Origin of the sequence: Burkholderia sp. AU45388 (genome assembly GCF_030481585.1) — a bacterium.
Classification (GTDB): Bacteria; Pseudomonadota; Gammaproteobacteria; order Burkholderiales; family Burkholderiaceae; genus Burkholderia; species Burkholderia sola.
This window is the reverse complement of sequence record NZ_JAUJPV010000001.1, coordinates 745,940-771,735: the sequence shown is the minus strand read 5'-3', so window position 1 is coordinate 771,735 and position 25,796 is coordinate 745,940. Positions and strand designations below refer to the sequence as shown.

Genomic DNA, 25,796 nt, shown 5'->3' with positions numbered 1-25,796 from the left:
CCCGAACGGGCGTCACGCCCATTCGGCCGTCACTTCGACCGGACGCAGATCGAACACCAGCACCTCGGCATCCTTGCCGGCGGCGATCGTCAGCGCGTGTTCGCCGCGGATGCGTGCGCCGTCGCCTTCGCCGAGCGTCACGCCGTTGACCGTCACGCTGCCGCGCGCCACGTGCACATAGGCAAAGCGGTTCGGATCAAGTTCCAGCGTCGCGCTTTCGTCGCCGTCGAACAGGCCCGCGTAAATCCGGGTGTCCTGCCGGATCTTCAGCGAACCGGCATCGCCGTTCGGCGACACGACGAGGGCGAGCTTGCCGCGCTTGTCTTCGGCCGCGACGTTCGTCTGCTGATAACGCGGCTCGGCACCCTTTTCGGCCGGCCCGACCCAGATCTGCAGGAAGTGGACCGGCGTATCCGGCGAGTGGTTGAACTCGCTGTGGCGCACGCCCGTACCCGCGCTCATCAGCTGCACGTCGCCCGGCACGATCACCGAACCGGTGCCCATCGAGTCCTTGTGTTCCAGCGCGCCGTCGAGCACGTACGACAGGATTTCCATGTCGCGGTGCGGGTGCGTGCCGAAGCCGCGGCCCGGGGCGACGCGGTCGTCGTTGATCACGAGCAGGTCGGAGAAGCCGACTTGCTTCGGATCGTAGTAATTCGCGAACGAAAACGTATGACGGGAGCTGAGCCAGCCATGCTCCGCACGGCCACGTTGGTTTGCTGCACGGATATCGATCATGATTTTTTGTCCTTGAAGTCGCCGGGCCTCGGAAGTGGGCTCGGCCGTTCGTTGAGATGAATCTTAGGTCAATCGATTTGACAAATAAATCGCTGTAGAGATAATGACTGTCGCTTTGGAGTGGACAATATGGAACTCAACGACCTGAGGATCTTCGTCGCGACCGTCGACGCAGGCAGTTTCACGGCGGCGGCCGATCAACTGATGCTGTCCAAGCAGTTCGTCAGCCGGCGCACGATGGCGCTGGAGGCATCGCTCGGCGTGCGGCTGCTGCACCGCAATACCCGCAATCTCGCGGTGACCGAATCGGGGCAGGAGTTTTATGCGCGCGCACAGCGGATCCTCGCGGAGATCGCCGACGCAGAACAGGCGATGTCGGTGCGCAGCACCGAGCTGCATGGTTCGCTGAAGATCAGCGCGCCGCTGTCGTTCGGGATCACGCACGTGTCGCCGCTGATCGCCGAATTCCTGTCCGCGCACCCCGCCGTGCGGCTGAACCTCGACCTGACCGATCGGCGCGTCGACCTGATCGGCGAGGGCTTCGACCTTGTGCTGCGGATCGGCTCGCTCGAGGATTCGACGCTGATCGCGCGTCCGCTCGGCGCGTGGCGGATGATCGCGTGCGCGAGCCCCGCCTACCTGAAGCGGCACGGCACGCCGCAGACGCCGGCCGATCTCGCCGGCCATACGTGCCTGCTGTACGGGCGCGAGCGGCGGATTGGCTGGGAATTCCGCGTCGACGGCGCGGCGCGCACGTTCGACGTGCAGGGGCCGCTCGTCGCGAACAACGGCGAAGTGGTGCGTGACGCGGCGATCGCGGGGCTCGGCATCGCGCTGCTGCCGCACTTCATCGTCGGCGCGGCGCTCGACAGCGGTGCGCTCGTGCCGGTGCTCGACGCGTACGTGCCGCCGCCGATCACGCTCAACGCGGTGTTTCCGCAGCACCGGGAAGGCTTCGTCACGCTGCGCACGTTCATCGGGTTTCTCGCGGAACGGCTCGGGGAGCCGGCGGGCCGGGTGCGGTAGCCGGCTGTTTGCGGTGAATGAGGCGATTAATCTCCGCATAATTTGCGGAAATTGTTGAGTCATGCGGAGAACGGGCGGATAATCTCCGCATGATGAGCGGAGATTGCATCTTTATCTGGGAATCGGCCGACTGGCCGGCATGGCGCTTCGACCTTCCGGCCCTCGCCGCGCCGCTCGCCGACGTCAGCCGTGCGCAAGGCATGCTGGTCGGCCGGCTGGCGGATGTCGGCCTGACGTTGCGCGACGAGGCGAGCCTGGCCGCGCTGACGGAGGACGTCGTCAAGACCAGCGCGATCGAGGGCGAGAGCCTGAATGTCGCATCGGTACGGTCGTCGATCGCGCGCCGGCTCGGGGTCGACATCGGCGCGCTCGCGCCGGTCGATCGCCACGTCGAAGGCGTCGTCGACATGGTGCTGGATGCGACGACCCATTCGGGCGCACCGGTCACCGAAGCGCGGCTGTTCGGGTGGCATGCCGCGCTGTTCCCGACCGGCTATTCGGGGCTGTCGCGGATCACGGTCGGCGGATGGCGCACGGATGCGAGCGGGCCGATGCAGGTGGTCTCCGGGCCGATCGGCCGGCAGCGCGTGCACTTCGAGGCGCCGCCGGCCCCCCGCCTGACCCACGAGATCGGGCGCTTTCTCGCGTGGCTCAATGCGCCGCCGGCCGAGCCGTTGCTGATCCGGGCCGGCCTCGCCCATCTGTGGTTCGTCACGCTCCACCCATTCGACGACGGCAACGGTCGTATCGCGCGCGCGCTCGGGGATCTGGTTCTGGCGCGCGCCGATCGAAGCCCGCAGCGTTTCTACAGCCTGTCCGCGCAGATCCAGCGCGAGCGCAACGCGTATTACGACGTGCTGGAGCGCACGCAGCGCGGCTCGCTCGACGTCACCGAGTGGCTCGCGTGGTTTCTGAACACGCTGGGCCGGGCCATCGATCATGCGCACACGACGCTCGATGCGGTGCTGATCAAGGCGCGCTTCTGGCAGCGATGCGCGGGCGTCGCGATGAACGCACGCCAGGTCAAGGTCATGAATCGCCTGCTCGACGGCTTCGAAGGGAAGCTGACGACCACCAAGTGGGCCGCCCTCGCGAAATGCTCGCAAGACACGGCGCTGCGCGACATCACGGAGCTCGTCGAACGGGGCATGCTGCGGCGCTCGGCGTCCGGCGGCCGGAGCACGAGTTACGAACTGGTGCCGTTCGACGGCTGACGTCATCGCCGGCTCGGCTCGTCCTGCGCGCGAAAAGCGTCGTGTGCATGGCCGATGCAGCGGGCGCGATTGCCACGCGCGTGTGGCAGGGCGGCGCGCAGTGCATCGGGTTCTCGTCGATGGAAGACGACGGGCCGATCGGGTTTGACGGCGCTCGCGCGATCGTGTTCATCGGGACCATTGGTCGCAGCGACGAACGCTGCGTGACGTGACGGTATCGTGCGCTGTGGCGCGGCCGCCGAGATGGTTGCGATGACATCGAACGTCGATTGATCGGCGTCGCGCAATCGGGTTACGCTTCGGCGGGCGGCGCCATGCGTCGCATGCCAGGCCGGGCGTTTTTGCCTCGAATGTCGCGTGCAGGTAGCTTCTACGGGTGCGCGACCCAGCGACGATCAAGCCGATGACAACGAAAACCCAGAACCGATCGAATGCGCGCGAGCACGCCGCACGTTGCACGAGTGGCAAGCGGAGTACGTACCTGTCATCCGTCACGGCGGCCGTGCTGCTGATGTGGGTGCCGCCCGTCGCGCATGCGGCCGGCTTCGACTGCGCGAAGGCCGCGTCGCCGCCCGAGAAAACGATCTGTGCGGACACCGCGCTGTCGAAGCTCGACGGCGATCTGTCGGCGGCGTGGAAGCGGGCGCTCGCGAAGGGCGGCGATACGGCCGCGCTGAAGGCGGCGCAATTGAAGTGGCTCAGGCAGCGCGACCAGTGCGGCAGCGATGCGTCGTGCCTGGGCGACCGCTACCGCGAACGGCTCGCGAGCCTGAACGGCGCGCCGCTGGCCGCCGATCGCTGGCAGCAGACGTGGTATCTCGACAGCGACAACCCGTCGTTCGGCGGTGTGCTGAGGTTCACCGGCACGGTGCCGCGCCTGCATTTCGAGTTGGGCGCCAACAATGGCGCGAATGATGGCGGGCTCGACGGAGACATCGTGCTGCACGGCGATAGCGGCACCTACCGCAAGGACAAGTGCCGGCTCGATTTCGACCGGAAGGGCGGACGCATCCACGTCACGCAGCAGGGTGCCGATTTCGATTGCGGCGCAGGTATGGGCGTCATGTACGAAGGCGACTACGTGACCGCCGCGCAGTTCCAGGCCAAACCGCCGGCCGATCTGCTGAGCCTCCGGGTCGTCACCGACGCGCAGCAGAACGCGGTCGCGCACAAGCTGCTCGGCGCCGACTATCAGACGCTCGTCGACATGGTCAACTCCAGCGCCGACGAAAAGGATCTCGACGGCCTCAACGCACACGTGACGTCGTACTGGGTGCGCGGCATCGCGACGACGAACGCCGCGATCGTGATGCGTCGCGGCACCGATCTGTGGATCGGGCTACTCGTGTTCGATGCGAAGAACAACGTCCGGATGCGTTACTACTCGAACGTGCCCGCGTGGAGGAAAACGGTGCCGAAGACGATCAACGCGTGGCACGACAATCTCGACAAGACGCTGCCGATCGACGTGATGCAGTAAGCAGGTGCTGCCCCGCTATGTCTTGCTGTTGCGCGCTGGGCGCGCCGGCGCCGCCGCCGATTCCCGTATGCGCAACTCCGGCTGGACCGCATGGCCGGGCCCCGTGGCGCCGTTCTCGAGCGCGTCGAGCAACGCATGCGCGGCCTGACGCCCGATCGCGTCGGTGTCGACCCACATCGTCGTCAGCGGCGGCTGGATCTCGCGCGCAAGCGCGACGTCGTCGAAGCCGGTGATCGACAGCTGCGCGGGCACGTCGATGCCGAGCGCCTGCGCCTCGAGCAACGCGCCGAGCGCGAGCGCGTCGTTGCCGCAGATCACGGCGGTCGGCCGCGTCGCCGCGTCGCCGTCGGCGATCGCACGCAGGCTCGCCCGCCCGAACGCGATCGTGGCCGCGCCTTCGTGCTGATGCACGGGGCGCACCGCGAGCCCGTGCGCGGCAAGCGTGTCGTGAATGCCGCGCAGGCGGGCCTGCACGCGGTCGTTGTCCGTCGACGGCTGCATGATGATCGCGAAATCGCGATGACCGAGGTCGAGCAGGTGCGTGGTGAGCCGTGCGAACGCCGCGCGGTTGTCGAAGCCGATGCAGCAGTGCGGGCTGTCGTCGCGGTACGCATACGTGACGACGTACGGCACGCGATGCATCGCAAGGAGTTCGAACAGTTCCGGCGGATACGCTTCGCCGACCAGCGACACGGCTTCCACGCCGCGCGACAGCATCGCGCGCACCTGCGCGAGCGCCTGCGCGGGATCGTAGTTCGAGCAGCCGAGGAACAACGTGATGCCGTGTTCGGCCATGACCGTCTGCATGCCGGCGACCTGTGATGCAAACACCTGATCGTCGAGGGTCGGGATGATCGCGCCGGTGATATGGGTGCGCGTGGACGCCAGCGCGCGGCCGGCCGCATTCGGGATCCAGTTCAGTGCGCGCGCCGCGTCGCGTACGCGTTGCTGCACGTCGGCCGACACCTTGCCCGGATCGTTGTAGACGCGCGAGACGGTCGCGGTCGACACGCCGGCCAGTTTCGCGACGTCGCCGAGCACCGAGCGGCCGCTGCCGCGGCGGGTCCGCGGGGTGCTCATCGGCCGTCTCCGGGCAGGGCGGCCATGCCGCTGCCGTGTGCCGTCAAAAGCGTCATTGTTTACCCTCGATTGGTGATGCCCCGCTTGCATTCTCCCCCAAGCCTGCGAGAATGTAAGCGCTATCTTTTTGCTGCTTCCCTATTATGTCAGACACTTGCGCGATCCGTATGGTGAAATTTTCCGAGATGATGACCATTCCGGTTATTTTTTCGACCGCAAATGTAAGCGGTTACATCAAGCAGTGAGCGGCCTTATGTCACCGCGTATCGCCGTCGTCGGCAGCGTCAACATCGATCTCGTCACGCGTGCGCCGCGCCTGCCGGTGCCGGGCGAAACGCTGCTCGGCACGACGTTCGAGACCGTTCACGGCGGCAAGGGCGCGAACCAGGCGGTGGCGGCCGCGCGCCTGGGCGCGTCGGTCGCGATGATCGGCTGCGTCGGCGACGACGCGTTCGGTGCGCGCCTGCACGCGGCGCTCGCGGCGGAGCGCATCGACGTGACGCACCTGCACCGGATCGGCGGCACGGCGACCGGGGTCGCGACGATCACGGTCGACGACGCCGGTGCGAACAGCATCGTCGTCGTGCCGGGCGCGAATGCATGCGTCGATGCCGACCGGATCGACGCGGCGTGCGACGCGATCGCCGGGGCCGCGCTGCTCGTGTGCCAGCTCGAAGTGCCGGTCGCCACCGTGGCGCGCGCGATTGCCTGTGCCAGCGCGCACCGCACGCCGGTGCTGCTCAATCCCGCACCCGCGCAACCGCTCTTCGATGCGTTGCTGGCGCGGGTCGACTATCTCGTCGTCAACGAAACCGAGGCCGAGTCGCTGACCGGCATCGCCGTCGGCGACGACGCGTCGGCCGTGCGCGCCGCCGATGCGCTGTGCGCGAAGGGCGCCGGCAACGTGCTGGTCACGCTCGGCGCGCGCGGCGTCTGCTGGCGCGGCAGCGCGGGGAGCGGCCGCCATCGGGCGATCGCGGTGGCGGCCGTCGATACGACGGCGGCCGGCGATACGTTCGTCGGCGGGTTTGCAGCCGCGCGGGCCGGCGGCGCGTCGATGGACGACGCAATCGATTTCGGCCAGCGTGCGGCCGCGATCAGCGTCACGCGCCACGGCGCGCAGACGTCGATCCCGACGCGCGACGAGGTCGGACGGTCGGACACCTGAATTCCGCATGCGACGGAACGGCCGAACCCGGCCCCTATCAGTGACATGGAGACAATCGACATGAACGACAACCAACCTGTTCCGCACGCGCCGCCCCGGATTCGGCGCGGTCAACGCATCGCGCTCGCGCTGTTGATGGCGAGCGGGATCGTCAACTATCTCGATCGCGGCACGCTGGCCGTCGCGAGTTCGGCGATCCGCGGCGATCTCGGCTTGTCGCTCGCGCAGATGGGGCTGCTGCTGTCGGCCTTCTCATGGAGCTATGCGCTGTGCCAGTTTCCGGTCGGCGGGCTGGTCGACCGCATCGGCCCGCGCCGGCTGCTCGGCATCGGGCTGATCGTCTGGTCGTTCGCGCAGGCGTCGGGCGGCCTCGTGTCCACGTTCGGCTGGTTCATCGTCGCACGCATCGTGCTCGGCATCGGCGAGGCGCCGCAATTCCCGTCGGCCGCGCGCGTGGTGAGCAACTGGTTTCCGCTGCGTGCGCGCGGCACGCCGACCGGCATTTTCAATGCCGCGTCGCCGCTCGGTACCGCGCTTGCGCCGCTGCTGCTGTCGGTTCTCGTGGCGTCGTTCAACTGGCGCTGGGCGTTCGTCGTGACCGGGGCGCTCGGCCTCGTCGTCGCCGTCGTGTGGTTCGCGCTGTATCGCGATCCGGTGCGCGCGCAACTATCCGCTGCCGAACGCAATTATCTCGATGCCGATGCGCAAAGCGTCGCCGCGGCGCCGAAGCTGACCTTCGCCGAATGGCGCAGCCTGTTCTCGCACGGCACGACGTGGGGGATGTTGATCGGCTTCTTCGGCTCCGTGTACCTGAACTGGGTGTATCTCACCTGGCTGCCGGGCTACCTGACGATGGAGCGGCACATGAGCCTGATCCGCACCGGGTTCGCCGCCTCGGTGCCGTTCCTGTGCGGATTCGTCGGTTCGCTGGTCGCCGGCTGGCTGTCGGATTTCGTCACGCGCCGCAGCCGGTCGCCGGTCGTGAGCCGTCGCAACGCGGTGGTGGCCGCGATGCTCGGGATGGTCGCGTTCACGATTCCGGCCGCGCTCGTGCAGAGCAATACGGTTGCGCTCGCATGCATTTCGGTCGTGATCTTTCTCGCCAACGCGGCGTCGGCGTGCTCGTGGGCGCTCGCGACGGCGGCCGCACCGCCGAGCCGCATCGCGTCGCTCGGCGCGATCCAGAATTTCGGCGGCTTCATCGGCGGCGCGCTCGCCCCGATCCTGACCGGCATCATTGCGCAGAAGTGGTCGTTCGTGCCCGCGCTGCTCACGGCGGCGGCGATCGCGTTCGCCGGGGCGATGGCCTATCTGCTGCTCGTGCGCAAGCCGATTCCCGAACAGGCCGCGAACGCCGCGCCCGGACCGTTGCCGGCGTGATCGTGCAGCCTGCATTCGCATTCACTGAAGGAAGGAGAAACCGATGCAACATCCGCAGCAATCGAACGTGACCATCGAGGGGATCGTGCCGGTGATGCTGACGCCGTTCGACGACGCCAGCGCGATCGACTACGCCGGGCTCGAGCGGCTCATCGAATGGTATCTGGCGCACGGCTCGGATGCGTTGTTCGCGGTCGCGCAATCGAGCGAGATGCAGTTCCTGAGCCTGGCCGAACGTGCGGCGCTTGCGCGTTTCGTGGTCGAGCGCGTGGCGGGGCGCGTGCCGGTCGTCGCGTCGGGCCATATCAGCGACGATCTCGACGCGCAGGCTGTCGAACTGTGCGCGGCGGCCGAATCGGGCGCGCAGGGCGTCGTGCTCGTGACCAACCGGCTCGATCCGCAACGCCAGGGCAGCGCCGCGTTGCTCGACCATCTGCACCGGCTGCTCGCGCGGCTGCCATCGGATCTTCCGCTCGGCCTGTACGAATGTCCGGCGCCTTACCGACGGCTTCTGTCGGATGACGAACTGCGTGCGTGTATCGACACGGGCCGCTTCGTGATGCTAAAGGACGTGAGCTGCGATCTCGAGACGGTGAAGCGGCGCGTCGCGCTTGCCGAGGGGTCGCCGCTGAAGATCCTGAACGCGAACGCCGCGATCGCGTGGGACGCAATGAAGGCCGGGTCCGCCGGCTTCAACGGCGTGTTCACGAACTTCCATCCCGATCTCTACCGCTGGCTGCGCACGCAAGGCGAGTCGAATCCGGCGCTCGCCGACGAACTGTCGACGTTCCTCGTCGTCTCGGCGGTATCGGAGGCGCTGGGCTACCCGGCGCTCGCGAAGCTGTATCACCAGCGGATCGGCACGTTCGGGTCGATCAAATGCCGCGCGATCGACTACGACGTGCGCGAACGCTTCTGGGCGCTCGACGCGGTGCTCGACAAGATCGTGGCCGGCACCGAACATTTCCGTCGGCGGATCGCCGCGTTATAACGGGGGACGCGCGCCGCGCCGGATCGCCGAGCAGATGCTGGTAATCGACGGCCTGAGGGAGTTCAGCCGAAAAAAAATGACCATCCCGACGGGCCCGCGCGAGGCGCTGGAAGTCCTGACTCGGCGGCTATGACTTCGTGCACGATCAACTGGTGGAGGGTCGGGGTTGAAGATGCTATGCGCGATCGATGAATACACCCGCGAATGCTTGGCGATCGAGGTTGGCGCCAGCCTGCGGCCGCAGGACGTGAGCTTGACGCTATCGCGACTCATGCGGCTGTACGGCAAGCCCGCGTTCGTTCGGCCGGACTACGGCGCAGAATTTACCGCTGCCAAGGTCATGCGTTGGCTTCGAGACGCTGCAATCGGTCCGGCCTTCATTGCGCCTGGCAGTCCCTGCAAAACGGATTCGTCGAAAGCTTCAACGGCGAACTGCGAGACGAATTGCTAAACCGCGAATGGTTCCGCAGCCGCGCCGAGGCCAAGGTGCTCATCGAACGCTGGCGTCATTTCTATAACCGGCGCCGGCCCCACGGCGCTCACCACTACCAACCTCCGGCCACGGTCCGTCGAGTCTGGCTGGATTCCGATAATATCGACGCGAGGCTCACTGCCTGATTGGTCACAGAATTCCGCCGCGGGTCAGTCAAAAAGATAACGATTATTGTCCGCACTACACTGCACCGAGTCCCTGTCGACGGTCAGTATCCACCATGCCTGCTACCGCCCTGCAATTCGCGCTTCTCGCCAAGCATCAGGAAATCGCGTCTCTGCGCCACTTGGCCGAGCAGATCGAATTGGTTGACCTGCTCGGCCGCCTGATCCATGCGCTGCAGCGCGAGCGAGGCGCCACCAGCATCTATCTGGCGTCGAGCGGCAAGCGCTTTGTCGCCGAACGCGCGGCTTCGCGCGGCGAATCGGCGCCGCTCGTCGCGCAGTTGCGCGAACGCCTGGATCTGGAGTTGACGCCCGCGCGCGGCTCGACGTCGCGCCTGCTGTCGCTGATCGCCTGGGTGCTGCTCGACCTGGAATCGCTGGATGTGCTGCGCGAACAGATCGACCATCTTGCGCTGTCGGCGCCGGATTCCGTCCAGGCGTTCAGTACCGTGATCGGCGGCCTGGTGGAACTGATTTTCCAGTTTGCCGACAGTGGGGCGGATCCGTCGGTGTCGCGCATGCTGATTGCCCTCGTCCACGTCGTCGAGGGCAAGGAGGAAGCGGGGCAGGAACGCGCCGTCGGCGCGCACATGTTCGCGGCGGGCACGTTTTCGGCGGACCAGCAGCAGCGCCTGCTGTATCTGATAGCGGCACAGGAGCGCAGTCTCGAAGTCTTCGCGAGCTTCGCAAGCACGGCGCAAAGCGCATGGTGGGAGACCCGCATGACGGAGCCGCACATGGCGGCGCTCGAGAAGCTGCGCCGCGTACTGTGCACGGCGCACGCCGGCGATGCGCTCGATGCCGTCCTGAGCGAAGCATGGTTCGACGCCGCGAGTGCCCGCATCGATGATCTCTGGCACCTTCAGATTGCGCTGACGCTGCAGGTGCAGGAAATGTGCAACGCGCGAATCGACGACGCGCACCGAACGCTGCGCGACTCCGAGCGCCTGATGGCGCAGTTGCGGAACAATCCGCCCCCGCATACCCAGGCGCTCGCCCAGTTCTTCGCCGGCGGTCCGTTGTCGGCGCGCGCGGCGGTTCACGAACTGCCGGGACGCCTCTCGGGCTCCGACCTGGGGACGCTTGCCAGCCTGAAATCCCTGCTGGAGTCGCAATCGGCGCGACTGGCCGGCGCGGAGGTCGAGCTCGACGCGGCACGTCGCGCGCTCTACGAACGAAAGCTCGTGCAGCGCGCGAAAAATACGTTGATGACGCGCTTCGGCCTGCGGGAGGACGAAGCGTATCGGATGCTGCAGAAGGCGTCGATGGACGGCAATCGGCCGCTTGCCGATATCGCGGAAGACGCGCTGACGTCGCCCGAGCGATTCGTCGACGAGCACGCGCAGCCTTCCGCGCGACGCCGTACGCAGCGAAGCGCGCAGGAACCACCGCACGACGGCGGCACGACCTGACCGGAACGCACCGCGCTTCACGCACCGCGGCGGCGCCCGAAGCGCATGCACGAAGTGCAGTTTGCACCGCGCGAGTGCGATTTGCTGCGATCGGCTACGGCCTTCTCTGCCGGCATTTCGCGTCCGGCCGGCCTGCATCGCGATATTCCCGTCACTGGTATAAAAATTGCGAACCTCTCGCTCGTCGGGCTAATGGCGGCCTGACGATCACGCCATGTCGAACCGTGGCGGCCGATCACGTGGATAACAGCGTCCGCGCCAGGCACTCGCATGTCGAGCGAGTGCCTGGCGCGTTTTTTTTGCCCGTCCAACTTTACGAGCGCATACCATGGCCTACCTCACGCCCAACGAATTCGTCACCAGGATGGTCGACGCCGGTGAATCGAAGCTGTCGATGTCGACCCGCGATACGCTGATTCGCGCGTACATGGCGGGCGCGATCCTCGCGCTCGCAGCCGCCTTCGCGGTCAGCATCACGATCAACACCGGCAACGCACTGGCCGGTTCGCTGCTGTTTCCGGTGGGATTCTGCATGCTGTACCTGCTCGGCTTCGATCTGCTCACCGGCGTCTTCACGCTCGCGCCGCTCGCGGTGATCGATCGCCGGCCCGGCGCGACCTGGGGTGGCGTGTTCCGCAACTGGACGCTGGTGTTCTTCGGCAATTTCGCGGGCGCGCTGACGGTCGCGCTGTTCATGGCGATCATCTTCACATTCGGCTTTTCGGAAGCGCCGAACGCAATCGGACAGAAGATCGGCGGCATCGGCGAAGCACGCACGCTCGGTTATGCGGCGCACGGCGCCGCCGGCATGCTCACGCTGTTCGTGCGCGGCGTGATGTGCAACTGGATGGTGTCGACCGGCGTGGTCGCCGCGATGATGTCGACGTCCGTACCCGGCAAGGTGATCGCGATGTGGATGCCGATCCTCGTGTTCTTCTACATGGGCTTCGAGCACTCGGTCGTGAACATGTTCCTGTTCCCGTCCGGCCTGATGCTCGGCGCCCATTTCACGATCGTCGACTATCTGCTGTGGAACGAGATCCCGACGGTACTCGGCAACCTGGTCGGCGGGCTGGTGTTCGTCGGCGCGGCGCTGTACAGCACGCACTACAAGACCGCGCCGAAACGCGCGCCCGCTTCGCCGGTGGGTGTCGTCGCGCGTAAGGCCTGATCGCGCTGCGCAAGCCGCAACCGAACGCCGGCGAGGCGCTGAAACGCGCACCGGGTGTTGGCGTTCGAAGTTTCTGCTAACAGTGACCACAGATACTGCTCATGGGAAAACTCGTGAAAGCGCCGGCTGCAAAGTCCGAGAGCCACGTTCTGTTCGTGTCCGCACGCGTTGCGCCGGTGCAGCAGTGATAGGGGCGCTGCGAAGATTCGGCTAATACGCCTTCGAGAGCTTGCGATCCAAGCACGAGAGCGTGGCATGCCGGCGTAAGCGCTTACCTTGCTCATGCCCGGATCGCGTTCGCGTGGTTGCTCGCGAAGCCGTATGTCACGAGCGTCATCATCGGCGCCAAACGGGTCGAACAGCTGGACGACAATCTCGGCGCGGCGGACGTCGTGCCGACCGGCGACGAGCTTGCGCGTCTGGATGCCGTGAGTGCGTTGCCGCCGAGCTATCCCGGCTGGATGATCGCTGGTCAGGAGGCGGGCGGCCGCAGCCTTTTACGGGCGCCGCGTCGATCCAGCAGCGGTGATGTCGGGCCGCGCGCGCTCGCGATTCGATACGCGGCAGCGCGAAGCGTCAAAGCGATGCGCCGCCGCACATGACGATCTGCTGCCCGGTGATCGCGCTTGCGTCCGCGCTCAGCAGGAACGCGGTCAGCGCGGCGACTTCGTCGGGTGTGATGAATCGCCCGATCGGCGGCAGCTTCGGCGGTGTGGCCGCACGCGCCGGATCGCGCAGGAACGGCGTGTCGGTCGCGCCCGGCGCGACGACATTCACGGTAATGCCGTGCGGCGCGAGTTCCGCGGCCCATGATCGCGCGAGACCGACGAGCGCGGATTTGGTCGCTGCATACTGGCTGCGCGTGGCCGCGCCGTTCGCGGTGCGGCTGCCCAGCAGCACGATGCGTCCGCCGACCGGCATCCGCGGCACCAGGCGATCGGCGAGAAACGTCGCGGCTTCGACGTGCAGCCGCCACATCGCCGCGCCGTCGTCGTGCGACAGCTGACCGAGCGGCGCGGTACGCATGAAGCCGGCCGCATGCACGAGCGCGTCGGCCGCGCCCAGCGCGTCGCACACGGGCGCGAGCGCCGCAAAGTCGGTGACGTCGACCGGCACGATCGTCAGCGAATCGTGCGCCGTTTCGACGTGCGACCGGCACAGTCCGGTGACACGCCAGCCGTCGGCGAGAAGACGCGCGACGATCGCGCGGCCGATCCCCGACGACGCACCGGTGACGACGGCATGACGTGAACCCGAACCCGATTGCTCCCGTTGCGCCACGATTTCTCCCTGTTACGTGTGAACCTGCGGTGAACCGCCGGATGCGGTCGTCGCGTTCGTGCTGACTGCATGAACCGTGATCCGCGCCTGCGCATGAAACGGTTCGAGCTGCTCGTGCAGCGCGCCGTCATCCGTCACGAGCGTCCAGTCGCGTTCGAGCGGCGTCCAGTGCTGCTGGCTCGCGCGCCCGAGCTTGTCGGCGGTCACGAGCACGAACACCTCGGCGGCCTGCCGCATCACGCATTCCTTCAGATACGACTGCTCGCTGCTCGCCTCGCACAATCCCAGCTCGGCGACCACGCCGTCGGCGCCGAGAAATGCCTTGTCGACGCTGAGCCGGCTCAGCGCGATCTGCGCGAGCGGCCCGAGCGTGCTCATGCTGGACGACCGCACGTCGCCGCCGATCACCGTCACGGGCACGCCCGACGACACGAGCGGGCTCACGACCAGCAGGTTGTTGGTGACCACGTGTATGTCGGTCCGGCCGGCGAGAAGACGCGCGAGTGCCGCCGTCGTGGTGCCGCCGTCGAGAAACACGGTGTCGCCGTCCTCGACGAACGAACTCGCCGCGTGCGCGATCGCTTCCTTCTGTTCCTGCGAACTGACGCGCCGCTCCTCGAGCGACGGTTCCGGCTCATGGCCGCCGACCGCGGCGGCGCCGCCGTACGTGCGCAGGATGCGGCGGTCGCTCGCCAGCGCTCGCAGGTCGCGGCGCACCGTCGCCTCGGACATCCCGAAGTGCTCGCACAACGTCGCAACGTCCGTCATGCCGCCGAGCACGGCCTGCAGCATCGCCTCCCGGCGCCTGGTCACTTTCATGTGCGTGATTTCCTGGTCTGATCGCATCGGCGCGCGATCGCGCGCATCTCGATCGACAAGTTTATCGAATTGCCGCACTGACCGGCCAGTTGTCGCGGCGAGCGTCATCGGCCGCGAACCCACGCTTCGTCGACGCGCACGTACTTGATCTTCTGGCGGAACCACGTGAACGCGATGTGCAATGCGCCGTCCCGCGACTGCACGATCGACGGATACGAGTATTCGCGGTTGCGCTGGTCCGCCGAGTTGTTCGTCATGCAGTACCCGTCGCCGATTTCGAGGTTGCGGCGGCGCCGCCACGTCCTGCCGCCGTCCTCCGAGATGGCCAGCGACATCGGCGCGCGCGGCGCGCCCCAGAACGCGGTGCCGCGCACGGATGCCTTCTGGTCGCGCAGCTCGCCGCTGTCCTCCGAATCCTCGATGTCGTCGTACAGCGACGCACGGCGCGCCTTGCTGTGCGACGCGTCGCTTTCGTTGAACACGAGCGCGAGGTGGCCGTTCTGCAGCACCGTGAACTGGATCGACGAATTGTTGTTCGGCACGTCGGTGCGCTCGGGCGCGCTCCACGTGCGGCCGTCCGCCGAGCGGCTCGCGTAGACGAAGTCGGCCCAGCGGCTGCGGTAGAGCGCCAGTAGCGTCCCGTCGTGCAGCACGTGAACGTTCATGTGCACGCACCCGACGCTGTCCGGCACCTCGTGCAGCGTCCACGTGCGACCCTGGTCGTCGGACACCATGACCGCGCTGACGTCGTCGTTGCCGACCCAGCGCTCGCCGGGTTCCGTGCGGCACAGGAAGATCGGGCAGATCCACGTGCCGCTGTCGAGGGCGACGATCGGCTGGCGCACGAACGTCCCCGGCCGGTCGAACAGCGTTTCGACGGGGCCCCACGTGACGCCGCCGTCCGTCGACACGCGGCGGCGCACGATCGCGGTGTTCTGATGGCCGGACAGCTGTGCGGTGTAGATCAGCCACAGGCGGCCGTCGGGTGCGGTGAACAACACCGGGTTCTGTTCGGAGCGGGTCGGGTCGTCCGACAGCTTGCGCGGCGCCGACCATTCGTTCGTTCCGGCCGCAAGCCGCGACAGGTAGATCGACACGTCGGGAATGCCTTCCTGCGTACCGCCGAACCATACGCACAGCAGGTCGCCGTTGTCGAGGCAGTGCAGGTTGGCCGCATGGTTCTGCACGCACGCGGTGGGCAGAAACGCCTCTTGACGCTCCGCGTCGGCATAGGCCGTGCGAACGCAATGATCCGACGCGGCGCGCGCCGCTTCAACGAAATTCGTGCTCATGAAATCTCTCTGGATGGGCGACGTCAGTGCGATTCGCGATGCGCGAGCCGCTTGTCGTGGAGGTCGGCGCCCTCGCCATGGAACAGCAGCTTGCCGAGCACCAGCACGATGGCCGGCGTCACGAGTGCGACGTACATGTTGTCGATGCCGAACGGGTTGCCGAGCAAGTACCAAAGCGTGGTGGCGATCGTGGCGACGATCAGGGCCCACACGGCGCCGCGCTTGCCGCTGAAGAACGGGAGGTAGATCCCGATCAGCGCGACGATCGACACGGACAACCGCAGCGCGCGGCTGAAGAACGACAGCGCGAGAATCTGCGGGACGAACAACACGAAGATCAGCGGCAGGAAGCCGACGACCAGCGAGATCCAGCGCGTCATTCTGAGTTCGACGTCGGGCGTCGGATTGAAGCGCGGCACATAGAAATCCTTCACGATCAGCGACGCGATGGCCAGCGCGACGGTACACACGCTGACGAAGATCGATGCAACGAGCGACGTCGTGACGACGCCGGCCAGGATCGGGTTCATGTGCTGCAGGAACACCGGCAGCGCGTACAGGCTCTTGACGCCGGGATACAGATACTTGGCCGCCACGCCGATGAAGCCCAGCGCGAGCGCGATGGGCACGCACAGGAACGCGGCGATCAGCGACGACGCACGCGCGCCCTCGGGGCTGCGAGTGGCCGAAATCGCCTGGATGATGAACTGCGTCGAGAAGATCGCACCGGCCGTGCCGATGATCCATGCGCCGATCGTGCCGCCCGACAACGCGCCGGTCCACGTGAAGTAGTGTGCGGGCATGCTCCGTGCCATCGGCGCGATGCCGCCCGACAGCTTCCACGCGACGCCGACCAGAATGGCGATACCGAGCAGCTTCACGGCGCTGTGCACGACCGTCAGGTATGCGACGCTCTTGAGGCCGCCCCATACGAAATAGATGGTGCTGACGATCGCGGTGATGACGGCGGCCGTCGGCAGGTTGATGCGCATCACCGTCGAGATCGCCGCCGCGCCGCTCACGTAGTTGCCGACGTTCACGACGAACAGCGCGTAGATCATGATCGCGGAGACCGCGAGCTTCGCGCCGTGCCCGTAGCGCTGCGCGATGAACCCGGAGATGGTGAATTCACCGGATGCATACAGGCGCTTTGCCATGAAGAGACCGAAGAGGAGAAAGCCGATGGCGGCCGCGAGCACCGACCACGATGCGGCGATGCCGGCCGAGAATGCCTCCTGCGACGTGCCGACGGTCGATTTCGCGCCGATGAATTCCGACATCAGCAGGATCGCGACCACCAGCGCGGGCATCGAACGCCCCGCCACCATGAATTGTTCGGAATTGCGGCTGCGCAGCCTGATGCTGACCACGCTCGTAATGACGATGTAGGCGATCACCATCCCGATGATGGTGGCGGTATCCCAATAACTGAAGGTGGCCATCGCTTGTCTCCACGTTACCTTCGGTTGATGTGCGTTCGATGCGTCGGGCAATCCGGCCTGTGCCGGCCGGTATCGCTCGACGGTGCTGCGTGTCGTTGCGTGCGGACCGCTTACGCGACGCGGGCGACCGGCGACGGCTCGTTGCGCCGCGTCGCGAGATCCACGGCCTGGCGGAACGCTTCGAGCAGGCTGCGTTCGTCGGCGATGCCCTTGCCCGCGATGTCGAACGCGGTGCCGTGGTCGACGGACGTGCGGATCACGGGCAGGCCGACCGTCACGTTCACGCCGGCTTCGAGGCCCATCACCTTGACCGGCCCGTGTCCCTGGTCGTGATACATCGCGACGACCACGTCGAAGTCGCCGCGGCCCGCGCGGAAGAACAGCGTATCGGCCGGCAGCGGACCCTCCACGTCCCAGCCGCGCGCCTGCAGGACTTCGATCGCCGGTACGATCTTCTCTTCCTCTTCGCCGTAGCCGAACAGGCCGTTCTCGCCGGCATGCGGGTTGATCCCGCACACGCCGATGCGCGGATTCGCGATGCCGGCGCGCACCAGCGTGTCGTGTGCGCGTTCGATCGTGCGTTGCACGAGGCCCGGCTCGATCTTGCGAATCGCGTCGAGCAGGCCGATGTGCGTCGTCACGTGGATCACGCGAAGATTGGGTGCGACCAGCATCATCGACACTTCGTCGATGCCGGTCAGATGCGCGAGCATTTCCGTGTGGCCGGGGAAGATATGGCCGCCGGCATGCAGCGCTTCCTTGTTCAGCGGCGCGGTGCAGATCGCGTCGAGCTCGCCTTTCGAGGTCAGCTCGACGGTGCGCGCGATGTATTGATACGCGGCGTCCCCCGCGATCGCCGACAGCTTTCCATACGGCAGGTCGGCTGGAATCAGCGCGAGGTCGATGCAATCGACGACGCCCACACGGAACGCGCCTTCGGACGGACGGCCGACCGCGCGCACCTGGAGGTCGATGCCGGCTCTGCGGCCTGCATCGCGCAGGCGCGCGGCGTCGCCGACGACCACGGGCCGGCACTGCTCGTACACGGATGCATGCGCGAGGCTTTTCATGATGATTTCCGGTCCGACGCCGGCCGCGTCGCCCATGGTGATGCCGATGATGGGACGGTTGTCCATGGCGATTCCCTTCACAAATTGGTTTGAGCCGTATCGGCCGGGTTGCCTGTGTTCGCAAGCCGGCGCCAGGCGTGATAAATCGATTCGGGTCGGCCGAAGCCGCCCGCCTTGGTCACGACGGGCAGTGCGCTATCGTGCAGCCGGCATTCGAGCAGCGGCATGCCGTCTTCGATTTCGTCGACCACGCGCAGCGCGCTCGCGCCGGCCGCGGTGAGCAATGCGCGCGCCGTTTCGCCGCCGGTCGCGAAGATTGCGCCGGCGTGGCGCACGGCAGGCGCGAGCAGCGCGGCGAGCCGCGTGCAGAACAGCAGCCCGTCGTCGACGTCGCCGCGTTGCGCCTGGCTCAACGAGACGACAACATGGCGGCCGCGACGCAGCGCGTCGCTTACCACGGTCGTGACGTCGCCTTGCGAGTCATCCAGCGCCGACACGGCGACTTCGAGTGCAACGAGATTGGGCCCCGCGTTCGACTTGAGGCAGTCCAGTTGCGCGTGCGAAATGCTCGACATGCTGCCGACGACCGTCAGCACGGGCCGTTGCGGAGGCGGATGGCCGATCGCCGTGCCGCTCGTCCTGCGCGGCAGATCCAGGGCTTCGATGACGGCGGGCGCCAGCCCGGCCGAGCCGACCCAGAACACATCGTCGAGCGCCGCGGACGCGCGGGCGATGCGCTGCAGGTCGCCGTCGGATTCCGCGTCGCACACGACGGCTTGCACGCGGTCGGATTGCAGGTTGCGCAGATGCGCGGCGAGTGCATCTGTGTTGCCGCGCACCGTGCCGATTGCCGCGCAGGCGACACGCAGATCCTCGGCAGACAGCAATGCAACGAGGTCGGCCTTGCCCGTGATGTGTTCGTTGCGCCAGTATTCGCTCGCTTCCACGGGCACGCCGCGTACCCATTGGCGGCCGTCCATGGTCGTGCGTCCCGAGGCCGGGTAGGCTGGGCACACGATCGCCATGCCGACGCGTGAGGCCAGCGCGGCGACTTCCGCCGCGAAGTTGCCGCGCAGCGTCGAGTCCATCTTCTTGTAGACCCGCGTGCCGGTGCCCGACAGCGACGCGACGGCATCGACGGTGCGCCGGGCGGCCACGTCCTTCGGCGCGCGGCGCGAGTCCACGTCGATCGACAGGATGTCGACGCCGTGCGACGGCGCCGCCGCGTGCGTGGCGTCGAGCACGACCATTGCCGTCAGGCCGTGACGCAACCCGGCGACCGCGCAGTCGGCCGCGCCCGACATGTCGTCGGCGACGATCAGGAGCCGTGCCGCGGGCTGTGCGGGTGCGTTCACGGCAGCAGGCGCCGGTAGATGGACTTCATGTCGTCGAGCGTCAGCGCCTTCGGATTGTTGCCGAGCAGGCGCTTGACCTTCGACGCGGCGACCGCGAGCGCATCGAGATGCTCGTCGGACACGCCGAACTTGCGCAGATCCTGAGGAATGTCGACGGCGGCGGTCCATTCCTCCATCTTGTCGATCAGCTTGCGGGCCGCGACCGTGTCCGTGTCGGCGTTCGATGCGAGATCGAGTGCGCGCGCGACGTTCGACAAGCGGCCTTCGATCGCGTCGAGATTGAACGCCATCACGTGCGGCAGCAGCATCGCGTTCGCGACGCCATGCGTGACGTTGAACATTCCGCCGAGCGGGTACGCGAGCGCGTGCACGGCCGCGGTGCCGGCCGCGGTGAGCGCGAGGCCGCCATACATCGACCCGAGCATCATCGCTTCGCGCGCCTTCAGCGACTGGCCGTTTTCATAGGCTTCGACGATGTTCGCGCCGATCAGCCGCATCGACTCCATCGCGTACATGTCGCTGATCGGGTTCGCCTTCGTCGAGATGTACGATTCGAGCGCGTGCACGAACGCATCCATGCCGGTCGCGGCCGTGATCGGCTTCGGCAGGCCGAGCGTCAGCTCCGCATCGAGAATGACGATTTGCGGCAGCAGGTGACGGCTGACGATCCCGACCTTCAACGATTCGTCCGGCAGCGTCACGATCGCGTTCGGCGTGACCTCGGAGCCGGTACCGGCTGTCGTCGGCACCAGGATCATCGGCACGCCGGGGCGCTTGATCAGGTCGATGCCGAGCCAGTTCCGCAGCGGCTCGTCGTTGGTCAGACGGACTGCGAACAGTTTCGCCGCATCGAGCACGCTGCCGCCGCCGATCGACAGGATCGCCTGCGGCGCGAACGGCTCGATCTGCTCGTTGAACACGGTCTCGACGTTGCCGATCGTCGGCTCCGGCTCGACGCCGCGAATGACGCGCACGTCGACGTCCTTCGCGTTGAGCGATTCGATCACGCGATCGACGATGCCGAGCGCTTCCATCGACGGTTGCGTGATCAGCGCGATACGCTCGACCGGCGTATCGAGCAGCGCGAGCTTGTCGGGAAGCGTCGCGAGGCTGCCGGCGCCGTGAACGATGTGCTTGACTGTCTGGAAGTGGTGAGTCGTCATGCAGGGACCTGTTTCAGTGGCCGCGCGCGGTGTCGCGGTAGACGGAGAGCGCTTGCGCGAGGCGCTCGCGGGCGTGGTCGTCGAGCGGCTGCGCGGGCGCGCGCGCGGGGCCGGCCGGCATCCCGAGCATCTGCGCGGCGGTTTTCAGCACGACGGGCATCGTGCCCAGTGCGAACGCGTCGCGCAGCGCGCGCAGCGATTCCTGCGCGGCGCGCGCGCCGGCGATATCGCCGGCGTGGAACTTGTTCCAGATCGACATCACGACATCCGGGACGGCGTTGGTCGTCGCGGCGACCGCGCCGTCGCCGCCGGCGATCAGCGTCCAGAGGATCATCGAATCGGTGCCGGTGAAGACCGAGAAGTCGTCGCGCCGCAGGTTGATCAGTTGCAGCAAGCGGTCGAAATCGCCGCCGCTGTCCTTGATGCCGCGGATGTTCGGAATCTCCGCAAGACGGCGCACCGTATCGACGGTCAGCGTGATGCCGGCTTTCGCCGGAATCGTGTACAGCATGACCGGCAGCGGCGTCGCGTCGGCGATCTTCTTGTAGTGCGCGTAGAGCTCCGGCTGCGTCGCACCGTTGAAATACGGCGTGATTACCGACACCGCGCCGACGCCGGTATCGGCCATCTTCCGGTTCAGGTCGATCACGTCACGCGTTGCATACGCGCCGGTGCCCGCGATGACCGGGACGCGCGAACGCGCCTGGCTGACCGCGATCCGCGCGATGCGCAGCTTCTCTTCTTCATTCAGCGCGATGAATTCGCCATTGGTGCCGAGCACGAAGAGCCCGTGCACGCCGGCCTCGATCAGCCGCTCGACCAGCGCACGCAGACCGTCTTCATCGACGTTCTCGTCCGCCGTCATCGGCGTGATCAGCGCGGGAACGATTCCCCTGAACGAAATTGACATGCAGGCTCCATCGCGGAAGGGACGGCGGACGGAATCGCCGTCTCGTGGGTTGTGTCTCGTGTCGATAGCGGCTCAGCGCGCGCGCTTGCGGTCGCGACCGCGCCACTCCGTACTCCAGCCGACGCAACTCGTATGACGAAACGGGGTGGGCGGTACGTTCGCCGGCTCAAATGCTCGATTCGATCAATTGGATTGCTCGGTGTGTGCATTTTAGCCGATATCATGATCGAAACAGTCAATGAAAACCCTGATATGACTAATTCAATCATTTTTGGTCGCCGCGGCGCCCCGAAATGCGCGAACGCTTCAGTTTCGGCCGCCGGTGCTATCTAATGCGCGCAAGCGGCCGGTGCGGCGGTGGCCCGGCGGACGGCCCGCATGACGGCGGGTTACGGTGGGGGGAGTGTCGACGTGCCAGTGCGCAGCCGGTTACGCAAATACTGCTTGCCCGAACCGGCTTAAGCTGCCTCCATGTTCGCGCAGATTTCTGAGCAGAAATCCAGGAAGGCCTCGACCGCTGCAGGCGCCAGCCGGCGCGAGGGGCGGGTGACGTACAACGGGTAAGTTTCGCCTGGCCACTCCGGGAACAACTCGATCAACACCCCGTCGGCGATCAGATGCGCGACATTGAGGGCGAGCACCTGAGCAATGCCGGCGCCGTTCACACAGGCTTGGACCATGAAATCCACATCGGTCGTAGTCAAATGGCCGCGGGTATCCACCGGCAGTACTTCCCGACCGCGATGGAATTCCCATGAGAACGGTTTGCCACGACGCGGATCGATGTATTGGATGCACTCGTGATCGAGGAGCTTTTCCGGTCGCTTGGGCCGGCCACGCCGCGCCAGATATTCCGGCGACGCCACCGTCAGTACGCGCGTCTGTAGCAGCAGTCGTGACGTCATGGTTGACGGCGGCTGCGGCCCGAACCGCACTGCGACATCGATGCCCTCGGTCACCAAATCGCCCACGTCCGGTTGCTGCACGATCGTCAGCTCGAGACTCGGATGGCGTTCGCGCAGGAGGGGGAGTTTCGGCGCCAGGACATAGCGGGCAAAGATCGGGTTCAAGCCGACCCGCAATGCTCCGCGCACCGAGATGGCGGCACCGGAAACATAGCTGGCCGCCTCCTCGATGCCCTCGAGGTGCGGCACAGCGCGTTCATACAGGCTCTTGCCCTCGCTCGTGAGGTGCAGCGTGCGCGTCGTGCGGTTCAGCAAACGCACGCCAAGCCTTTCCTCCAGCCGGTCTATCGATCGGCTCACGCCAGAGGCCGACAGCCCCAACACTTCGCCTGCGCGGCTGAAACTGCCGGCCTCGACTACCGCGGCCAGCACACTCATTCCCGACAGCAATCGTCCGTCGAAATTCATCACGCCTCCATCTTTGAGTTTTAGCAAAGATAATGTGAATGAATCTACCTTTATCAAAGATGGCGCGCAACCTATCGTGTGAACCGTGACGTTACGAACCGCGGTTTTCCTTGGGGCGACACCCACCGAGCGGACCTCGTGGCGACCGGTCCACCGCAACTTCCAAGGAGCATTCCATGACGACGCAGCGCACTCTTTTCAAAGGCGGCACCATCCTGACGCTGGATGCCAAGGTTCCCAATCTCGCCGTGGGCGACGTCCTGGTCCAGGACGGTCGCATCGCCGCAGTCGGCGCTGCCTTGCAGGCGGACGACGCCCAGGTCATCGACGCGGCGGGTCATATCGTCATGCCGGGCCTGGTCGATGCCCATCATCACATGTGGCTCGGCGTGATGCGCCGCATGATGCCGAACGTGGACGATCTGTTCGCCTACATCGATGTGGTCGCCGAGCAGCTGGGCGCCCACTATCGCCCGCGGGACATGTACCTGAGCACGAAGCTCACGGCCGCCGCCTCGCTGGATGCCGGCATCACCACGATCATCGATGCCAGCCACAATTCGCGCAGCCCGGAGCACACCGACGCCGCGCTCGATGCCCTCGAAACGACCGGCATCCGTGCATTGCACATGGTCGGCGCGGCGATGGACAAGAAAGCCTCCGCCGCGCACTTGCCGGGCGACCTGCAGCGGCTCGCGCACAATTGGAACAACGCAGGCAGCCTCGTGCGCGTGGGCTTGTTCGGCCAGCTCAATCTCGACTGGTGGAAGGTCGCACGCGAGCTGGATATGCGCATCCTGACCGAGTTCATCGGTGATCTGGCGAAGCTTGGCCCGGAATTCGCCAAGCCGGGCGTGCTGGGCACGCACAACATCTTCAATCACTGCACGCGCGTGCCGCAGGAGACATGGAAGCTGTTGGCCGATGCAGGCGTGAACGTTACGGTCAACCCGCGCTCGGACGCGCTGTTCGGCTTCGACGACGAAACCTTCGCCTATCAGCAGGCCGTGGACCACGGCCTGACCCCGGCGCTAGGAATCGACCTCGATACGGCGTTCGGCAGCGACATGTTCGGAGAGATGCACGCGCTGTTCGGACAACAGCGTTCGGCCATGCGCTACCGGCGTTTCCGCGGCGAAGCCGCCGCGCCCGCTCCGATCTCCGTCGAAGCGGTGCTGAAGGCCGCAACGGTCAATGGCGCTCGCGCGGCCGGGCTCGAAGACCAGATCGGCACCCTGACGCCGGGCAAGCAGGCCGACATCATCATGGTCCGTACCAACGGGGTGGCCGTTTTCCCGGTGACCAACGCAATCGGGACGGTTGTGCAGGCTGTCGAGCGGGCTGACGTGGACACCGTGATGGTGGCCGGCCAACTGCGCAAGCGTGCAGGCCAACTGATCGGCGTCGACCTGGCCAAGCTCAACGCAGATGTCACGGCCTCGCGCGACTACCTGATCGAAGCCAGCGGCTATCGCACGGATCTCTTCACCACGGCCTGACGACGGAGGGGCCCGGCGCGCCGGGCCGTTCTGCCGCATTTTCATGCGCATCTCACTGGAGGCTTTCATGCAAGCTTTCGCCAACAAGCAGGCGGTGCAGGCCGACACCGCGCCTGTACTCCTGTCGCGCCCGGCAACGGGCATCATCGCCGCGCTGTTTTGCGGCTACCTGGCAGTCGGCCTGCCATTGCCGGTGATTCCGCTGTTCGTTCACGGCCACCTTGGCTTCAACAACGTGGTTGTGGGCCTGGTGATCGGCATTCAGTTTCTCGCGACCGTGCTCACTCGCGGCTACTCCGGACGGGTGGTCGACCATCAAGGCGGCAAGCGCTCCGCGCTACAAGGCGCTGTCATTTCCGCGTTGGCGGGGGGCTTGTATCTGGTGGCGTCCGTGCCCGGCTTGTCGTCCACCACTAGCCTGGGCATCGTGGTGGCCGGCCGTCTCATGGCCGGCTTCGGTGAAAGCCAGTTCGTCACGGGTTGCGTGTCCTGGGCGATCGCGTCGGTTGGGCCTCAGCGCGCCGGCATGTCGATGTCCTGGACCGGCATCGCGATGTTCGCCGCCCTGTCCATCGGTGCACCCGTGGGCATGGCGCTGTATCAAAGGCATGGCTTGGCGGCCGCGATGATCGCCTGCATCGTGGCGCCGGTTCTTGCCGCGCTGATCACATTGCGCTCAACCGCGTATCTGTCCCCCGGCGGTGTGCGACTGCCGTTCTATCGCGTGGTCAATCGCATCTGGCGGGAAGGGCTTGGACTGATGTTGCAGGGTGTAGGACTGTCCGGTCTCACGGCGTTCGCCTCGTTGTACTTCGCGGCACGCCACTGGGGCAATGCAGGGCTGGTGATGACGGCATTCGGCATCGGCTTCATCTTTGTTCGAGTCGTGCTGGGGCATCTGCCTGACCGCATGGGCGGCTATCGCGTCGCGGCGTGGTCGCTGGCGGGCGAAGCCATCGGACAGGCGATGTTGTGGCTTGGACCGAATGAATGGACCGCGCTTGCCGGCGCGCTGGTGACGGGCCTCGGGTGTGCGCTGGTCTTCCCGGCCTTGGGTGTCGAAGCGCTCAAGCGCGTACCGCCGGCCAACCGTGGCAGCGCGATGGGCGCCTTCGTGGCCTTTCTCGACATCGCCTACGGCATTTCAGGGCCAGCCGCCGGCCTGATTGCCGGGCAATTCGGTTATGCCGCCGTCTATTTGTTCGGCGCTGCCTGCGCGCTGCTGGGCGTCCTGCTCGTGGCCGCTGCTCGCGGCCAGCAAACTTGAACTTCAAT

At 66.5% G+C, this 25,796-nt stretch carries 23 protein-coding genes and 1 pseudogene; 13 read left to right on the top strand and 11 right to left on the bottom strand.

Features of this window, described 5'->3' with window-relative positions:
- Positions 1-12: 12 nt before the first annotated feature.
- Complete coding sequence (locus tag QZM72_RS03555) at positions 13-738, bottom strand: pirin family protein (RefSeq protein ID WP_089471614.1); 726 nt, start codon at positions 736-738, stop codon at positions 13-15.
- 129 nt (positions 739-867) lie between these two features.
- Between QZM72_RS03555 and QZM72_RS03550 the strand changes: the two genes are divergently transcribed.
- The 4 genes from QZM72_RS03550 to QZM72_RS03535 all read left to right on the top strand — a co-directional run bounded on the left by QZM72_RS03550 (position 868) and on the right by QZM72_RS03535 (position 4,458).
- Positions 868-1,764 (top strand): LysR family transcriptional regulator, encoded by an 897-nt coding sequence (locus QZM72_RS03550; protein ID WP_301737184.1) that lies wholly within the window; start codon positions 868-870, stop codon positions 1,762-1,764.
- Positions 1,765-1,853: 89 nt separating this feature from the next.
- Positions 1,854-2,978, top strand: coding sequence for a Fic family protein (locus QZM72_RS03545; protein WP_301737183.1), 1,125 nt, complete (start codon positions 1,854-1,856; stop codon positions 2,976-2,978).
- A 47-nt stretch (positions 2,979-3,025) separates the two neighbouring features.
- Complete coding sequence (locus QZM72_RS03540; RefSeq protein ID WP_301737182.1) at positions 3,026-3,190, top strand: hypothetical protein; 165 nt, start codon at positions 3,026-3,028, stop codon at positions 3,188-3,190.
- 299 nt (positions 3,191-3,489) lie between these two features.
- A complete protein-coding gene (locus QZM72_RS03535) occupies positions 3,490-4,458 on the top strand; it encodes a lysozyme inhibitor LprI family protein (RefSeq protein WP_301737243.1) in 969 nt (322 codons plus the stop codon).
- 15 nt (positions 4,459-4,473) lie between these two features.
- On the opposite strand, the gene QZM72_RS03530 is transcribed toward QZM72_RS03535, so the two are convergent.
- The gene (locus QZM72_RS03530; protein WP_301737181.1) at positions 4,474-5,538 is read right to left on the bottom strand and encodes a LacI family DNA-binding transcriptional regulator; all 1,065 of its coding nucleotides are present in this window, start codon (positions 5,536-5,538) and stop codon (positions 4,474-4,476) included.
- A gap of 253 nt (positions 5,539-5,791) precedes the next feature.
- Here QZM72_RS03530 and rbsK point away from each other — a divergent pair, with 253 nt between their 5' ends.
- The 7 genes and pseudogenes from rbsK (at position 5,792) to QZM72_RS03495 (ending at position 12,919) form a co-directional block, all read left to right on the top strand.
- Positions 5,792-6,706 (top strand): ribokinase, encoded by a 915-nt coding sequence (rbsK, locus tag QZM72_RS03525; protein WP_301737180.1) that lies wholly within the window; start codon positions 5,792-5,794, stop codon positions 6,704-6,706.
- Positions 6,707-6,766: 60 nt separating this feature from the next.
- The gene (locus QZM72_RS03520; RefSeq protein ID WP_089471609.1) at positions 6,767-8,086 is read left to right on the top strand and encodes an MFS transporter; all 1,320 of its coding nucleotides are present in this window, start codon (positions 6,767-6,769) and stop codon (positions 8,084-8,086) included.
- Positions 8,087-8,129: 43 nt separating this feature from the next.
- Positions 8,130-9,077: a dihydrodipicolinate synthase family protein gene (locus QZM72_RS03515; protein WP_301737179.1), complete on the top strand. Its 948-nt coding sequence runs from the start codon at positions 8,130-8,132 to the stop codon at positions 9,075-9,077.
- Positions 9,078-9,093: 16 nt separating this feature from the next.
- Positions 9,094-9,695, top strand: a pseudogene (locus tag QZM72_RS03510) (integrase core domain-containing protein); the annotation flags it as partial.
- Positions 9,696-9,790: 95 nt separating this feature from the next.
- Positions 9,791-11,146 (top strand): nitrate regulatory protein, encoded by a 1,356-nt coding sequence (locus QZM72_RS03505; protein WP_301737178.1) that lies wholly within the window; start codon positions 9,791-9,793, stop codon positions 11,144-11,146.
- Between the two features lie 328 nt (positions 11,147-11,474).
- The gene (locus QZM72_RS03500; RefSeq protein WP_034204814.1) at positions 11,475-12,317 is read left to right on the top strand and encodes a formate/nitrite transporter family protein; all 843 of its coding nucleotides are present in this window, start codon (positions 11,475-11,477) and stop codon (positions 12,315-12,317) included.
- A 305-nt stretch (positions 12,318-12,622) separates the two neighbouring features.
- Positions 12,623-12,919 (top strand): hypothetical protein, encoded by a 297-nt coding sequence (locus QZM72_RS03495; protein WP_367620017.1) that lies wholly within the window; start codon positions 12,623-12,625, stop codon positions 12,917-12,919.
- Here the strand turns inward: QZM72_RS03495 and QZM72_RS03490 are convergent.
- The 9 genes from QZM72_RS03490 to QZM72_RS03450 all read right to left on the bottom strand — a co-directional run bounded on the left by QZM72_RS03490 (position 12,894) and on the right by QZM72_RS03450 (position 23,022).
- A complete protein-coding gene (locus QZM72_RS03490) occupies positions 12,894-13,598 on the bottom strand; it encodes an SDR family NAD(P)-dependent oxidoreductase (protein WP_301737177.1) in 705 nt (234 codons plus the stop codon). The genes QZM72_RS03495 and QZM72_RS03490 overlap by 26 nt on opposite strands.
- Positions 13,599-13,610: 12 nt before the next feature.
- On the bottom strand, positions 13,611-14,417 hold the full coding sequence (locus tag QZM72_RS03485) for a DeoR/GlpR family DNA-binding transcription regulator (protein WP_089471605.1): 807 nt from the start codon (positions 14,415-14,417) through the stop codon (positions 13,611-13,613).
- Between the two features lie 104 nt (positions 14,418-14,521).
- On the bottom strand, positions 14,522-15,709 hold the full coding sequence (locus tag QZM72_RS03480) for an exo-alpha-sialidase (RefSeq protein ID WP_301737176.1): 1,188 nt from the start codon (positions 15,707-15,709) through the stop codon (positions 14,522-14,524).
- Positions 15,710-15,732: 23 nt separating this feature from the next.
- Positions 15,733-17,151, bottom strand: a complete 1,419-nt coding sequence (locus QZM72_RS03475) for a sodium:solute symporter family protein (RefSeq protein WP_301737175.1) — start codon at positions 17,149-17,151, stop codon at positions 15,733-15,735.
- A gap of 110 nt (positions 17,152-17,261) precedes the next feature.
- Positions 17,262-18,287: a 4-hydroxythreonine-4-phosphate dehydrogenase PdxA gene (pdxA, locus tag QZM72_RS03470; protein WP_301737174.1), complete on the bottom strand. Its 1,026-nt coding sequence runs from the start codon at positions 18,285-18,287 to the stop codon at positions 17,262-17,264.
- A gap of 11 nt (positions 18,288-18,298) precedes the next feature.
- Positions 18,299-19,576, bottom strand: coding sequence for a four-carbon acid sugar kinase family protein (locus tag QZM72_RS03465; RefSeq protein ID WP_301737173.1), 1,278 nt, complete (start codon positions 19,574-19,576; stop codon positions 18,299-18,301).
- Complete coding sequence (locus QZM72_RS03460; RefSeq protein WP_301737172.1) at positions 19,573-20,739, bottom strand: iron-containing alcohol dehydrogenase; 1,167 nt, start codon at positions 20,737-20,739, stop codon at positions 19,573-19,575. Before QZM72_RS03460 ends, QZM72_RS03465 begins: the two co-directional genes overlap by 4 nt.
- A gap of 13 nt (positions 20,740-20,752) precedes the next feature.
- Positions 20,753-21,649, bottom strand: a complete 897-nt coding sequence (gene dapA / locus QZM72_RS03455) for a 4-hydroxy-tetrahydrodipicolinate synthase (protein ID WP_301737171.1) — start codon at positions 21,647-21,649, stop codon at positions 20,753-20,755.
- 458 nt (positions 21,650-22,107) lie between these two features.
- Positions 22,108-23,022, bottom strand: a complete 915-nt coding sequence (locus tag QZM72_RS03450; RefSeq protein WP_301737170.1) for a LysR family transcriptional regulator — start codon at positions 23,020-23,022, stop codon at positions 22,108-22,110.
- A 176-nt stretch (positions 23,023-23,198) separates the two neighbouring features.
- On the opposite strand from QZM72_RS03450, the gene QZM72_RS03445 reads away from it, so the two are divergent.
- Together QZM72_RS03445 and QZM72_RS03440 are read left to right on the top strand one after the other, a co-directional pair.
- A complete protein-coding gene (locus QZM72_RS03445) occupies positions 23,199-24,521 on the top strand; it encodes an amidohydrolase family protein (RefSeq protein WP_301737169.1) in 1,323 nt (440 codons plus the stop codon).
- Between the two features lie 67 nt (positions 24,522-24,588).
- Entirely contained in the window at positions 24,589-25,788 is a 1,200-nt protein-coding gene (locus QZM72_RS03440) for an arabinose transporter (protein WP_179233577.1), read from the top strand.
- Positions 25,789-25,796 lie beyond the last annotated feature (8 nt).

Excerpts from the sequence above, each read along its gene's own strand:
- QZM72_RS03555 (WP_089471614.1), bottom strand. The coding sequence starts at position 738 with ATGATCGATATCCGTGCAGCAAACCAACGTGGCCGTGCGGAGCATGGC.
- QZM72_RS03550 (WP_301737184.1), top strand. The coding sequence starts at position 868 with ATGGAACTCAACGACCTGAGGATCTTCGTCGCGACCGTCGACGCAGGC.
- QZM72_RS03545 (WP_301737183.1), top strand. The coding sequence starts at position 1,854 with ATGATGAGCGGAGATTGCATCTTTATCTGGGAATCGGCCGACTGGCCG.
- QZM72_RS03540 (WP_301737182.1), top strand. The coding sequence starts at position 3,026 with ATGGCCGATGCAGCGGGCGCGATTGCCACGCGCGTGTGGCAGGGCGGC.
- QZM72_RS03535 (WP_301737243.1), top strand. The coding sequence starts at position 3,490 with ATGTGGGTGCCGCCCGTCGCGCATGCGGCCGGCTTCGACTGCGCGAAG.
- QZM72_RS03530 (WP_301737181.1), bottom strand. The coding sequence starts at position 5,538 with ATGAGCACCCCGCGGACCCGCCGCGGCAGCGGCCGCTCGGTGCTCGGC.
- rbsK (WP_301737180.1), top strand. The coding sequence starts at position 5,792 with ATGTCACCGCGTATCGCCGTCGTCGGCAGCGTCAACATCGATCTCGTC.
- QZM72_RS03520 (WP_089471609.1), top strand. The coding sequence starts at position 6,767 with ATGAACGACAACCAACCTGTTCCGCACGCGCCGCCCCGGATTCGGCGC.
- QZM72_RS03515 (WP_301737179.1), top strand. The coding sequence starts at position 8,130 with ATGCAACATCCGCAGCAATCGAACGTGACCATCGAGGGGATCGTGCCG.
- QZM72_RS03505 (WP_301737178.1), top strand. The coding sequence starts at position 9,791 with ATGCCTGCTACCGCCCTGCAATTCGCGCTTCTCGCCAAGCATCAGGAA.
- QZM72_RS03500 (WP_034204814.1), top strand. The coding sequence starts at position 11,475 with ATGGCCTACCTCACGCCCAACGAATTCGTCACCAGGATGGTCGACGCC.
- QZM72_RS03485 (WP_089471605.1), bottom strand. The coding sequence starts at position 14,417 with ATGAAAGTGACCAGGCGCCGGGAGGCGATGCTGCAGGCCGTGCTCGGC.
- QZM72_RS03480 (WP_301737176.1), bottom strand. The coding sequence starts at position 15,709 with ATGAGCACGAATTTCGTTGAAGCGGCGCGCGCCGCGTCGGATCATTGC.
- QZM72_RS03475 (WP_301737175.1), bottom strand. The coding sequence starts at position 17,151 with ATGGCCACCTTCAGTTATTGGGATACCGCCACCATCATCGGGATGGTG.
- pdxA (WP_301737174.1), bottom strand. The coding sequence starts at position 18,287 with ATGGACAACCGTCCCATCATCGGCATCACCATGGGCGACGCGGCCGGC.
- QZM72_RS03460 (WP_301737172.1), bottom strand. The coding sequence starts at position 20,739 with ATGACGACTCACCACTTCCAGACAGTCAAGCACATCGTTCACGGCGCC.
- dapA (WP_301737171.1), bottom strand. The coding sequence starts at position 21,649 with ATGTCAATTTCGTTCAGGGGAATCGTTCCCGCGCTGATCACGCCGATG.
- QZM72_RS03450 (WP_301737170.1), bottom strand. The coding sequence starts at position 23,022 with ATGAATTTCGACGGACGATTGCTGTCGGGAATGAGTGTGCTGGCCGCG.
- QZM72_RS03445 (WP_301737169.1), top strand. The coding sequence starts at position 23,199 with ATGACGACGCAGCGCACTCTTTTCAAAGGCGGCACCATCCTGACGCTG.
- QZM72_RS03440 (WP_179233577.1), top strand. The coding sequence starts at position 24,589 with ATGCAAGCTTTCGCCAACAAGCAGGCGGTGCAGGCCGACACCGCGCCT.